Raw genomic sequence first — 11,776 nt, 5'->3', positions numbered from 1 at the left:
CCGGGTGGACTCGTACGGGTGGGGAGTGACATGGAACAGATAACGGTGCGCAGCAGGGCAAGGGTGCCTGCGATCACCTGCAAGAGCAGCGCGAGCAGCTCGCGTCTCGACCGGCATCTCGCGGTGCTCGGAGGGCCTGCCCTCCCACAGCGGGAGACCGTGGAGGCGACGTCGCTGATGCGTGAGCTGACCGCGCGTGAGCCCGCGCACAAGCGCAGCAGCAGGGGCGCCAGGGTGCGCCGGGTCTCGCTGTTCGCGCCACTGCGCCGACTGCGCCGCTCGCTGTTCGGCGGCAACTGAGGCCCGCGCTCCGGAGGTCACACCGCCCCGGCGCGGCGCCGCGCACTCGTCCGTCGTCCCCACGGCACGAAGCGGCGCCCCGGTGTGTCCCCGAGCGCGGGTGTTTCCCGTACGCCTGACCCGTAGACCCGTAGACCCGCAGACCCGCAGACCCGCAGACCCGCAGACCCGCAGACCCGCAGACCCGCAGACCCGTAGACCCGTCAGGTCCCCGGCCCTCGGCCCGCCCTCTTCCGCCCGGCGGTGGCGCCCACCCGCGCGCTCAGCGCCCGCCGCGCGCGTACCGGTGCACGGCGAGCGGGACGAACACCGCCAGCAGCAGTCCGCACCAGGCCAGCGATCCGGCCACCGGATGCGCCACCGGCCACGCCGCCCCCTCCGGCACGGGCGCGTTGCCGAACAGGTCACGCAGCGCCGTCGTCACCGCGCTGATCGGATTCCACTCGGCCACCGTGCGCAGCCAGCCGGGCAGCCCGTCGGTCGGGATGTACGCGTTGGAGAGCAACGGCAGGATGAAGGTCGCGCCGCCCAGTTGACCGGCGGCCTCCTCATTCCGGGTGAGCAGCCCCAGGAAGATCCCGATCCACGTCGTCGCGAACCGGAACAGCAGCAACAGCCCCACCGCGCCGGCCGCGCCCGCCGCGCCGCCCTCGATCCGCCACCCCACCGCGAGCCCCACCAGCAACAGCGGCACCGTCCCCGCCGCCGTGACGAGCACGTCCGCCACCGACTGCCCGAGCGGTACGGCGGCCCGGCTCACCGGCAGGGTGCGCAGGCGGTCCGTCACCCCCCGGTGGGTGTCCTGGGCCGCCTGGAACATGCCGGTCATGATCCCGTTCGCGGCCGTCGCGACCAGCAGGCCCGGCAGCAGGAAGGAGCGGTACTCCTCGCCCGGCATCGCCAGCGCGCTGCCGAAGACGTAGCCGAAGAACAGCAGCATCGTGATCGGCATCGTCTGGGTGAGGATCAGCAGGCCCGGGTTGTTCCGGAGCCGCCGCAACTGGCGGCCCAGCATGGCCGATCCGTCGTGCACCAGGCCGTACGTGCCCGGCCGGCCCGGCCCTGTCGTCACCGTGCTCATGCCACCAGCTCCCTGTTGTCGGTCAGGCGGAGGAAGACGTCGTCGAGGGTCGGCGGCCGGAGGCTCGCGTCGACCAGCGGCACCCCGGCCGCGTCGAGTTCGCGCACCAGGCGGGGCAGGGTCAGCGTCGGGTCCGTGCTGACCGCGCCGACCGTGCGCCGGTCGTGGTCCAGCGCCGGTTCGGTTCCCGTGAGGCGGTCCAGGACGCCCGCCGCCCGCGTCATGGCGTCCGCGTCGGCGACGACGGCCTCCGCGTACGCCCCCACCAGCGCCTTGAGTTCGGCCGGCGACCCCGTGTGCGCGACCCGGCCCCGGTCGACCAGGGCGATGTCGTCGGCGAGGCGGTCGGCCTCCTCCAGGTACTGGGTGGTGAGCAGCACGGTCGTGCCGTCCTCCTTCAGGGCGCGCACGGCCTCCCAGATCCCGTTGCGGCCGGCCGGGTCCAGGCCGGTCGTCGGCTCGTCCAGGAAGAGCACGTCGGGCCGCCGGACGAGACTCGCCGCCAGGTCGAGACGGCGCCGCATGCCCCCGGACAGGGTGGAAGCGGGCCGGTCGGCGGCCTCCGTCAGTCCGAAGCGGTCCAGCAGCTCACCGGTCCGCGCCGCCGCGTCCCGCACCCGGTGGAGGCGGGCGAAGAGCCGCAGGTTCTGACGCCCGGTGAGGTCCCCGTCCACCGACGCGTACTGCCCGGTGACCCCGATCCGGTGCCGCACCGCGGCCGCTTCACGGACGAGGTCGTGCCCGGCGATCCGGGCCGACCCCGCGTCCGGCCGCAGCAGTGTCGTCAGCAGCCGCACCGCCGTGGTCTTGCCCGCCCCGTTCGGTCCGAGCAGTCCGCACACGGTGCCCTCGGCCACCGCGAGATCCAGGCCGCGGAGCGCGCGCACCTCGCCGAAGCGTTTCTCCAGACCCTCACTAAGTACAGCGTACGTAGTAGTCATGGGGTGACCATAGCGCACTACGTACGCTGTACGTAACTAGGATGGTGGCCGAGGTGATGCACGATGGCGGGCCGAGCGGCCGTACCCGAAGTGATCTGGTCGCGCCCCGAGCGCACCGGCAGGGGGCCGAGACCGGCCTACACCCGTGCCGACATCGCCGCGGCCGCGGTGCGGATCGCCGACGCCGAGGGGCTGGACGCGGTCTCGATGCGGCATGTCGCCGCCGCGCTGGGCTGCGGCACGATGTCGCTCTACAACTACGTCCCCCGCAAGGAGGACCTGTACGAGCTGATGATGGACGCGGTCAGCGGCGAGCACGAGCTGTGGGAACCGAGTGGCGACTGGCGTGCCGACATGGTCCGGGTGGCCCACCAGACCCGCGCGCTGATGCACCGCCACACCTGGCTGCCCCGCCTGATGTCCCCGGTCTACGGCTTCAGCCCCAACGCCCTGCGCTACCTGGAGCACTGCCTGGCCTGCCTCGACCCGTTCGACGCGCCCCCGGGCACCAAGATGGAGCTGGTCGCGATGGTGAACGGCGTCGTGACGACCTACGTCACCAACGAGATCTCCACCGTGGAGCGCACCCGGTCGCTGCCCTGGTCCCAGGAGCAGGAGGACGCGACGCGCATCGCCTACCTGGGCGGGCAGCTCGCGAGCGGCGCCTATCCGCGGCTGGCCGCGAGCTTCGCCGAGGACGCCGGTCCGATCGACCTGGAGGCGGTCTTCGAGAGGGCGCTGACCAGGGTCCTGGACGGCTTTTCCTGAGCACCGGGGCCGGGGGCGCTACAGCAGCGCCAGCTGTCCCTCCGGCCCTTCCTCCGGGCCGTCCAGCACGGAGGCCGGCCGGCGGGCCGTCGGGGGCACCGGCAGCACGCCCGCCTCGCGCAGCTCCGCCGCGGTGATCTCCGCCGTCACCGTCGACTCCGCGTACCCGGAGCGCACTTCGGCGAGCAGCGCGAGGACCGTGATCAGCTCCAGCAGCTCGGACGTCCAAATCTGCGGCCAGGTGGCCGGGCGGATCGCCGCCAGCGTGCCCGGCTCGCCCTCGGCGGTGCGGGCCGCGAACCACTGCTCCAGCACCCGGACCCCGCCCACCTCGAACTCCCAGGCGCCGGGCGGCACGGGGGAGACGCGGCCCTCGTCCAGGTGCAGGACCTCGTCGTCCGGGTCGTAGCGCAGGGTGAGCGGGCGCGCGGGCAGCGGGGCGCGGACGTACGGGCGGCGGCCGCCGGGGAGTCTGGGGCGCTCGCCGTCGCGCAGCATCAGCCACAGCGCGCGCCGCCCCAGGTCGACGCCCCGCTCCCACAGCTCGGGGTCCGCGGTGAACGGGACCCTCCCGCCGGGCCGCACGGCCGCGACCGACCAGGCCAGCACGTCCGGCGGCGCGACCGGCCGCCCGAGCCGGGCGGCGAGGTGGTCCAGGAGGCCGGGGGCCAGGTTGGGCTCGGCGCCGCCGGGCCTGCGGTACAGCGGACGGATCCGGGCGGGGCCGAACAACGGCAGCCGGGAGGAGGCGAGCAGCAGCGGCGGGCCGGTGGCCCCGGGCACCTCCACGACGAACACCTGCCGCTCGTCCGCCACCCGCCACAGCTCCGGGCGGGCCGCGTCGATCAGCCGGTGGTCGGGAATCAGCCACTGCTCGTCGAAGGGCGCGCGCAGCACCCGCAGCGGCTCCGGGCACGGCCCCGAGGCGCGCGCCAGCCGCTCGGTGCCCCCGGCGCCGCCGGGCAGCCGCCCGACCGCCGTGTGCGGGGTGCGGGAGCGGGTCGGCTCGAACAGGGCCTCGCGGTCGGCGCCCTCGGCCTTCACCAGAGCGTCCCAGCGGGCCTTCAGGGACGCCGCGTCGGGCGCCGTCGGCCACCCCCGGCCGAGCCGTGGCGGTGCGACGGACCACGGCATGAGGTCCGCCAGCGGCGGAGCGTCGTCGTGCGTCACGCCCGGCATCGTACGACGGGAGGGCGCGGCCTCATGTGGCGTCCAGGGTGACCGTGAAGGAGAACCGGTCGCCCCGGTAGTGGATGACCGCCACGTCCAGCACCCGGCCCGCGGTGTCGTAGGTGACGCCCGTGTAGTGCAGGATCGGGCTGAGCAGGGGGACTTCGAGCAGCCGGGCCGTCTCCGGGTCGGCGAGCCGGGCCTCCACGGTGTCCGTGATCCGGCTGATGTCCATCCCCACCACGTCCCGCAGCACCTTGGTCATCGGCCATCGGGCGAGGTCGTCCACGTCGATGCGGGCGGCCAGTTCGGGACGGACGTAGTTGCGGGCGTGGTTGGTGGGCTCGCCCGTCGTCTCGTCGCAGCGCAGCCGGTGGTACGTCCCCACCTCCGCGGACTCGGGGAAGTACTCCGCGACCTCGGGCGGCACCGGCACCGTGCCGTGGCCCAGCAGTTCGGCCTTCATGCCGGACTGCTGCGCCACGATCGCGTCAACCGAACCCAGCAGCCGCACCGGGGCGCCCCGCCGGGCGTCCGGCTCGATGAACGTGCCGCGCCGGCGGTGCCGGGTGATCAGCCCCTCGTCCTCCAGCTCCTTGAGCGCCTGCCGCATGGTCAGCACGCTCACCCCGTAGTGACCGGCCAACTGCTCCTCGGTGGGCAGCCGCAGCGGATCCCGGGGCGAGCGGCCGAGTATCGAGGCGCGCAGCGACTGCGACACCTGGTACCACAGCGGAAGCTTGCGGTTCAGGACGATGGAGTCCGGGGCGAAGGAGGTCACGGGCCATCCGTACCGGTAGGGAAACCTCAGTGCAAGGGGCGGAAGTGACGCTCCAGGCCCCGCCAGACGTCGTCGTAGCCGGGTTGCAGGTGCTCGGCGCGGGCCGCCTGGGGGGTGAGGGTCACCGGCCACCGCGTCTCGAACATGAACGCCAGGCCGTCGTCGATCCGCTGCGGCTTCAGCTCGGCGGCGCTCGCCCGGTCGAAGGTCTCCCGGTCCGGGCCGTGTGCCGACATCATGTTGTGCAGCGAGCCGCCGCCCGGCACGAAGCCCTCCGCCTTCGCGTCGTAGGCGCCCTCGATCAGGCCCATGTACTCGCTCATCACGTTCCGGTGGAAGTACGGCGGCCGGAAGGTGTCCTCGCCCACCAGCCAGCGCGGCGCGAAGACCACGAAGTCGACGCCCGCGAGCCCCGGGGTGTCCGACGGTGAGGTGAGCACCGTGAAGATGGACGGGTCCGGGTGGTCGTACGAGATGGTGCCGATGACGTTGAAGCGGCGCAGGTCGTAGACGTACGGCACGTGGTTGCCGTGCCAGGCGACGACGTCCAGCGGGGAGTGGTCGTACTCGGCCGTCCAGAGGTTGCCGCAGAACTTGTTCACCACCTCCACCGGACCCGGCGTGTCCCCGTCGTCCTCGTAGGCGGCGACCGGCGCCATGAAGTCCCGCGCGTTCGCCAGGCCGTTGGCGCCGATCGGGCCGAGGTCCGGCAGCTGGAAGGGGGCGCCGTAGTTCTCGCAGACGTAGCCGCGGGCGTCGGCGTCCAGCAGCTCCACCCGGAAACGCACCCCGCGCGGGATCAGCGCCACGTGGCCCGGCTCGGCGTGCAGCAGCCCGAACTCGGTGCGCAGCAGCAGGCCGCCGCGCTCCGGGACGATCAGCAGCTCGCCGTCGGAGTCACTGAACACGCGCTCCATGGAGGCGGTCGCGTGGTACAGGTGCACGGCCATGCCGGTGCGCTGGGCCGCGTCGCCGTTGCCGCCGAGCGTCCACAGGCCCGCGACGAAGTCCGTCCCGGCCGCCGGCTCCGGCAGCGGGTTCCAGCGCAGCCGGTTCGGGTCCGGCACGGCCTGGGCGAAGGGCGCCGTGCGGATCGCGCCGTTGCCCGCGCGGGTGAACGCCGGGTGGGCGGCCGAGGGGCGGATCCGGTACAGCCACGAACGCCGGTTGTGGGCACGGGGCTCGGTGAACGCCGTGCCGCTCAACTGCTCCGCGTACAGCCCGAGCGGCGCCCGCTGCGGCGAGTTCCGGCCCTCGGGCAGTGCGCCCGCGACGGCTTCCGAGCTGTGCTCGTTGCCGAAACCGGACAGATAGGCCAGCCCCTCCGCGGTCTTCCGCGCGTCCCCGCTCATTGATCGCTCCCTCGCAACCCGATTCCTATGGCACACCGTAGGATTGCGGTTTCCCGCGCGCAAGGGGGCGTGCGGGTCTTCCCGGTGCATCCCGGTTCTTCCCCGTCCGGCGCGTGCGTCCTCCTGAAGGATGACCGGAACCAGGCCCCCGGGGGATCCGGACTGTCGGACCCGTGTTCTAGTCTCGCGTCATGTCGTGGACGCGGGGAGTGCTCGCCGTGCTCGCGGTCTGCGTCCTGTTGGTGACCGGATCCGCGGGCTGCGGCTCGGGAGGCGGTGGAGAACCGGAGGCCGGGGAGTCGGCCGCTCCGGCGGGCAGGCTGCTCGACGCCACCGACGAGCAGGGCCGGCGCTATCGCGAGGTGGACGCCGAACGGGCCCCCGAGGTCGGCATCGAGGTGCAGCCCGAGAGCGACGACAGCTGGGACGTGCGCCTGACCGTCCGCGGCTTCAGGTTCTCGCCCGACGGCACCGCGGCCGAGGCGGTGCCCGGCCGCGGCGTCGCCCATCTCTTCCTCGACGGCGACCTCCTCACCCGCCTGCGCGGCCCGGAGTACCGGCTCACCGCCGACCTGGTCCCGCGCGGCACCCACCAGGTCACGGTCCGGCTGTACGCCGACGACGACACCGTCTGGGCCGTCGACGGCGAGCCCGTCGAGAGCACGGCGGACATCACTGCGTCGGACACCGAGCCGACGGAGGCGACGCAGCCCGAGGAGATCGAGGGCCGGACCGTTCCCACCCGCGCGACGGCACGGTGAGGGCATCATGAGGACCGTGTCCCACGCGACCCCGCTCCGCCGCGCCCCCGTGCAGCGGCGCAGCGCCGAACGGCTGACCAGGATCCTCGACGCCTGCGCCGACCTCCTCGACGAGGTGGGCTACGACGCCCTGAGCACCCGGGCCGTGGCGCTGCGTGCCGACGTCCCCATCGGGTCGGTGTACCGCTTCTTCGGCAACAAGCGGCAGATGGCCGACGCGCTGGCCCAGCGCAACCTGGAGCGCTACGCGGAACGCGTGACCGAACGGCTCACGGAGACCGGCGACGGCGGCTGGCGCTGCGCCCTGGACGCCGTGCTCGACGAGTACCTGGCGATGAAGCGGACCGCGCCCGGCTTCTCCCTGATCGACTTCGGCAACCAGATCCCGGTCGGCGACCGGGCCGCCGTCCCCAACCACCGCGTCGCCGAGCGGCTCACCGAGCTGCTCTCCGGCTACCTCGGCCGAAGCCCCGACGACGATCTGCGCCGCGTCTTCCTCGTCGCCGTGGAGACCGCCGACACCCTCGTCCAACTCGCCTTCCGGGTCGCGCCGGACGGGGACGCGAAGATCATCGAGGAGGCGCGGGAGCTGCTCCGGGCCTATCTGGGGCGCGTCCTGGACTGACCCACGGCCGCACCGGCGCCGTGCGGCCATGCGTGCGAGGGCTCCCCAACATGCCTACCGGTCGGTATGCTCGCGGCAAGAGCGACGCCGCCCTCCAGGAGGACCCGTGTCCCGCACCGCCCTGCGTATCTGCCCCCTGTGCGAGGCCACCTGCGGCCTGGCCCTCACCATCGACGGCACCGAGGTCACCGCCGCCCGCGGCGACCGCGACGACGTCTTCAGCCACGGTTTCATCTGCCCCAAGGGCGCCTCCTTCGGGGCCGTCGACTCCGACCCCGACCGGCTGCGCACGCCCCTGGTGCGCAGGGACGGCGAACTGCGCGAGGCCACCTGGGAGGAGGCCTTCGACGCGGTCGCCGCCGGGGTCCGCACCGTCGCCGAGCGGCACGGACCGCACTCCGTCGGCGTCGTCCTCGGCAATCCCAACGTGCACACCGTGGCCGGCGCCCTCTACCCGCCCGTCCTGCTCGCCGCCCTCGGCACCCGCAGCCTCTTCACCGCCTCCACGGTCGACCAGATGCCCAAGCACGTCTCCAGCGGGCTGCTCTTCGGCGACGCCAACGCCATCCCGGTGCCCGACCTCGACCACACCGACCACCTCCTGCTGATCGGCGCCAACCCGCTGGAGTCCAACGGCAGTCTGTGCACCGCCCCCGACTTCCCCGGCCGGCTCAAGGCCCTGCGCGCCCGCGGCGGCACCCTCACCGTCGTCGACCCGCGCCGCACCCGCACCGCGAAACTCGCCGACCGCCACGTGGCGATCCGGCCCGGCACCGACGCCCTGCTGCTCGCCGCGATGGTCCACGTGCTGTACGAGGAGGACCTGGCCGACCTCGGCGACCTCGCCCCGCACGTGACCGGGGTCGAAGAAGTCCGCGACGCCGTACGCGACTTCACCCCCGAGGCGGTCGCCGCCGCCTGCGACGTGGACGCCGGTGTGACACGCGCCCTCGCCCGCGAACTCGCCGCCGCCCGCACCGGCGCCGTCTACGGCCGCATCGGCAGCTGCACCGTCCCGCACGGCACCCTCGCCAGCTGGCTCGTGGACGTCCTCAACATCCTCACCGGCAACCTCGACCGGCCCGGCGGCGCCCTCTTCCCGCAGGCCGCCACCGACCGGACCCCGCGCCCCGCCGGACCCGGCCGCGGCTTCGCGCTCGGCCGCTGGCGCTCCCGGGTGAGCGGACACCCCGAGGCGAAGGGCGAACTGCCGCTGTCCGCCCTCGCGGAGGAGATCGACACCGCCACCGACGCCGACGCCGACGCCGACGCCGACACCGCCGCCGGCGAGCCGGTGCGCGCGCTGATCACCATCGCCGCCAACCCCGTACTGTCCGCCCCCGACGGCGACCGGCTCGACAAGGCGCTCGACTCGCTGGACTTCATGGTCAGCGTCGACCCCTACCTCAACGAGACCTCCCGCCACGCCGACGTCGTCCTGCCGCCGCCCCCGCCGGCGCAGAGCCCGCACCACGACTTCGCCTTCAACACCCTCGCCGTGCGCAACCAGGTCCGCTACACCCGCCCCGCCGTCCCGCTGGAGCCCGGCCGCATGGCGGAGACCGAGATCCTGGCCCGGCTGACCCTGGCCGTCAGCGGCAGGCACGGCGCCGACCCGGCCGCCGTCGACGCCATGGTGATCGAGCAGACCCTCGGCAAGTCCGTCCGCGACCCGCACTCACCCGTGCACGGCCGCGACCCCGGCGACCTGACCGCACGGCTCACCGGCGAGAACGGCCCCGAGCGACGGCTCGACCTGATGCTGCGACTCGGCCCCTACGGCGACGGCTTCGGCGCACGACCCGACGGGCTGACCCTGGAGCGCCTGCTCGCCCACCCGCACGGCATCGACCTCGGCCCGCTGCGCCCGCGCCTGCCGCAGCCGCTGAAGACCCGCAGCGGCAAGGTGGAGCTGCTGCCGGAGCCGATCGCCGGCGACCTGCCCCGCCTGCGGCACGCCCTGGCCGAGCGGCCCGCCGGGCTCGTCCTCGTCGGCCGCCGCCACCTCAGGTCCAACAACAGCTGGATGCACAACATCCCGGCCCTCACCGGCGGCTCCAACCGCTGCACCCTGCACCTCCATCCCGACGACGCCGGACGGCTCGGCGTACGCGGCGCGCAGCCCGTGCGCGTCCAGGGGCCCGGGGGAGAGGTGACCGTCCCCGCCGAGGTCACCGACACCGTCCGGCCCGGCGTGGTCAGCCTGCCGCACGGCTGGGGCCACGACCGCCCCGGCACCCGCCAGACCCACGCCGCCACCGAGCCCGGTGTCAACGTCAACCAGCTCCTCGACGGCAGCCTGCTCGACCCGCTCTCCGGCAACGCGGTCCTCAACGGCGTACCGGTAAAGCTCACCCCGGTGACCGCGCTCTGACCTGAGCAAAGCTTTGACCTGGAGTTTTGCGCTTATTGCTCGCATGTCAACGTCTTGTTAACGCGACTTCACGGCACCTAACGTCGCTCGCACCGCCTGCCCCGGTGGAATGTTCAAGGGCGAACGTTAGGTACTCACACATGCTGACCATCCTCGGCTTCGCCATGATCGCGACCTTCCTGGTCCTGATCATGATGAAGAAGATGTCGCCGATCGCGGCGCTCGTGCTGATTCCCGCGCTGTTCTGCGTGTTCGTCGGCAAGGGCGCCCACCTCGGCGACTACGTCATCGACGGCGTGTCCAGCCTCGCCCCCACCGCGGCGATGCTCATGTTCGCGATCGTCTACTTCGGGGTGATGATCGACGTCGGGCTCTTCGACCCGATCGTCCGGGCCATCCTGAAGTTCTGCAAGGCCGACCCGATGCGCGTCGTCGTCGGTACGGCACTGCTCGCCGCGATCGTCTCGCTCGACGGCGACGGGTCCACCACCTTCATGATCACGGTCTCGGCCATGTATCCGCTGTACAAGCGGCTGAAGATGAGCCTGGTCGTGATGACCGGCGTCGCCGCGATGGCCAACGGCGTGATGAACACGCTGCCCTGGGGCGGCCCCACCGCCCGCGCCGCCACCGCGCTCAAGGTCGACGCCACCGACATCTTCGTCCCGATGATCCCGGCCCTGGCCGTCGGTCTGCTCGCGGTCGTCGCCCTGTCGTACGTGCTCGGTCTGCGCGAGCGCCGTCGGGTGGGCACGCTGACGCTGGACGAGGCGCTGGTGCGCGAACCGGCGCCGGAGAGCGAGACGGTGCTGGTCGGTGCGGGTGCGGGTGCCAAGGCCGGTGCCGGTCGTGGCGGCCCGGGTGGAGCGGACGCCTCCCGGGGTTCCGCCGGCTCCGGCGGCTCCGGCGGAGCGGACGAGGCGTCGGACGACGACTTCAAGGGCCTCGACCCGAACCGGCCCACCCTGCGCCCCAGGCTGTACTGGTTCAACGCGCTCCTCACGGTCGCGCTGCTCACCGCCATGATCATGGAGCTGCTGCCGATCCCGGTGCTCTTCCTGCTCGGCGCCGCGCTCGCGCTCACCGTGAACTTCCCGCACATCCCGGACCAGAAGGCCCGGATCGCCGCCCACGCCGACAACGTGCTCAACGTCTCCGGCATGGTCTTCGCCGCCGCCGTCTTCACCGGCGTCCTCACCGGCACCGGCATGGTCGACCACATGGCCAACTGGCTCGTGGACACCATCCCCGAGGGCATGGGCCCGCACATGGGCCTGGTCACCGGCCTGCTGAGCCTGCCGCTCACCTACTTCATGTCCAACGACGGCTTCTACTTCGGCGTCCTGCCCGTGCTCGCCGAGGCCGGCCAGGCGCACGGCGTGTCGACACTGGAGATCGCCCGCGCCTCGATCGTCGGCCAGCCGCTGCACATGTCCAGCCCGCTCGTCCCGGCCGTGTACGTCCTGGTCGGCATGGCGAAGGTCGAGTTCGGCGACCACACGCGGTTCGTCGTGAAGTGGGCGGTCCTGACCAGCCTGGTGATTCTCGCGGCGGGCATCCTGTTCGGCATCATCTGATCATCAAAACGGCGTCCGCGGCGAGTGCGCGGTGAGTCGTACGGGA

At 73.0% G+C, this 11,776-nt stretch carries 11 protein-coding genes; 6 read left to right on the top strand and 5 right to left on the bottom strand.

Features of this window, described 5'->3' with window-relative positions; translation table 11 throughout:
• Positions 1–30 precede the first annotated feature (30 nt).
• Positions 31–300, top strand: coding sequence for a hypothetical protein (locus OIE75_RS07880; RefSeq protein ID WP_064727101.1), 270 nt, complete (start codon positions 31–33; stop codon positions 298–300).
• A gap of 262 nt (positions 301–562) precedes the next feature.
• Here the strand turns inward: OIE75_RS07880 and OIE75_RS07875 are convergent, their stop codons facing one another.
• On the bottom strand, positions 563–1,381 hold the full coding sequence (locus OIE75_RS07875; protein WP_329470104.1) for an ABC transporter permease: 819 nt from the start codon (positions 1,379–1,381) through the stop codon (positions 563–565).
• Positions 1,378–2,322, bottom strand: coding sequence for an ATP-binding cassette domain-containing protein (locus OIE75_RS07870; RefSeq protein ID WP_329470102.1), 945 nt, complete (start codon positions 2,320–2,322; stop codon positions 1,378–1,380). The genes OIE75_RS07875 and OIE75_RS07870 overlap by 4 nt, the downstream gene beginning before the upstream one ends.
• A gap of 63 nt (positions 2,323–2,385) precedes the next feature.
• On the opposite strand from OIE75_RS07870, the gene OIE75_RS07865 reads away from it, so the two are divergent.
• Positions 2,386–3,090, top strand: a complete 705-nt coding sequence (locus OIE75_RS07865; protein WP_307010846.1) for a TetR/AcrR family transcriptional regulator — start codon at positions 2,386–2,388, stop codon at positions 3,088–3,090.
• An 18-nt stretch (positions 3,091–3,108) separates the two neighbouring features.
• Here the strand turns inward: OIE75_RS07865 and OIE75_RS07860 are convergent, their stop codons facing one another.
• The 3 genes from OIE75_RS07860 to hmgA are packed head-to-tail and all read right to left on the bottom strand — an operon-like array spanning position 3,109 to position 6,393.
• Positions 3,109–4,269, bottom strand: a complete 1,161-nt coding sequence (locus OIE75_RS07860) for a type ISP restriction/modification enzyme (RefSeq protein WP_329470101.1) — start codon at positions 4,267–4,269, stop codon at positions 3,109–3,111.
• A 22-nt stretch (positions 4,270–4,291) separates the two neighbouring features.
• Complete coding sequence (locus OIE75_RS07855) at positions 4,292–5,041, bottom strand: GntR family transcriptional regulator (protein ID WP_307010841.1); 750 nt, start codon at positions 5,039–5,041, stop codon at positions 4,292–4,294.
• 26 nt (positions 5,042–5,067) lie between these two features.
• Positions 5,068–6,393, bottom strand: a complete 1,326-nt coding sequence (gene hmgA, locus OIE75_RS07850) for a homogentisate 1,2-dioxygenase (protein ID WP_307010837.1) — start codon at positions 6,391–6,393, stop codon at positions 5,068–5,070.
• A gap of 191 nt (positions 6,394–6,584) precedes the next feature.
• Between hmgA and OIE75_RS07845 the strand changes: the two genes are divergently transcribed.
• The 4 genes from OIE75_RS07845 (at position 6,585) to OIE75_RS07830 (ending at position 11,730) form a co-directional block, all read left to right on the top strand.
• On the top strand, positions 6,585–7,154 hold the full coding sequence (locus tag OIE75_RS07845) for a hypothetical protein (RefSeq protein WP_307010835.1): 570 nt from the start codon (positions 6,585–6,587) through the stop codon (positions 7,152–7,154).
• 7 nt (positions 7,155–7,161) lie between these two features.
• Positions 7,162–7,779: a TetR/AcrR family transcriptional regulator gene (locus tag OIE75_RS07840; RefSeq protein WP_125494354.1), complete on the top strand. Its 618-nt coding sequence runs from the start codon at positions 7,162–7,164 to the stop codon at positions 7,777–7,779.
• A gap of 106 nt (positions 7,780–7,885) precedes the next feature.
• Positions 7,886–10,153 (top strand): molybdopterin-dependent oxidoreductase, encoded by a 2,268-nt coding sequence (locus tag OIE75_RS07835; RefSeq protein ID WP_329470099.1) that lies wholly within the window; start codon positions 7,886–7,888, stop codon positions 10,151–10,153.
• A 140-nt stretch (positions 10,154–10,293) separates the two neighbouring features.
• On the top strand, positions 10,294–11,730 hold the full coding sequence (locus OIE75_RS07830; RefSeq protein ID WP_329470097.1) for a CitMHS family transporter: 1,437 nt from the start codon (positions 10,294–10,296) through the stop codon (positions 11,728–11,730).
• Positions 11,731–11,776: the final 46 nt, after the last annotated feature.

The sequence above is a fragment of the Streptomyces sp. NBC_01723 genome (genome assembly GCF_036246005.1).
GTDB lineage: Bacteria > Actinomycetota > Actinomycetes > Streptomycetales > Streptomycetaceae > Streptomyces.
The sequence above is the reverse complement of the archived record's forward strand: the minus strand, read 5'-3'. Positions and strand labels throughout refer to the sequence as shown.

What these genes read in the sequence shown, in the direction of transcription:
- OIE75_RS07880 (WP_064727101.1), top strand. Translation starts at nt 31, where the DNA reads ATGGAACAGATAACGGTGCGCAGCAGGGCAAGGGTGCCTGCGATCACC.
- OIE75_RS07875 (WP_329470104.1), bottom strand. Translation starts at nt 1,381, where the DNA reads ATGAGCACGGTGACGACAGGGCCGGGCCGGCCGGGCACGTACGGCCTG.
- OIE75_RS07870 (WP_329470102.1), bottom strand. Translation starts at nt 2,322, where the DNA reads ATGACTACTACGTACGCTGTACTTAGTGAGGGTCTGGAGAAACGCTTC.
- OIE75_RS07865 (WP_307010846.1), top strand. Translation starts at nt 2,386, where the DNA reads ATGGCGGGCCGAGCGGCCGTACCCGAAGTGATCTGGTCGCGCCCCGAG.
- OIE75_RS07860 (WP_329470101.1), bottom strand. Translation starts at nt 4,269, where the DNA reads ATGCCGGGCGTGACGCACGACGACGCTCCGCCGCTGGCGGACCTCATG.
- hmgA (WP_307010837.1), bottom strand. Translation starts at nt 6,393, where the DNA reads ATGAGCGGGGACGCGCGGAAGACCGCGGAGGGGCTGGCCTATCTGTCC.
- OIE75_RS07845 (WP_307010835.1), top strand. Translation starts at nt 6,585, where the DNA reads ATGTCGTGGACGCGGGGAGTGCTCGCCGTGCTCGCGGTCTGCGTCCTG.
- OIE75_RS07840 (WP_125494354.1), top strand. Translation starts at nt 7,162, where the DNA reads ATGAGGACCGTGTCCCACGCGACCCCGCTCCGCCGCGCCCCCGTGCAG.
- OIE75_RS07830 (WP_329470097.1), top strand. Translation starts at nt 10,294, where the DNA reads ATGCTGACCATCCTCGGCTTCGCCATGATCGCGACCTTCCTGGTCCTG.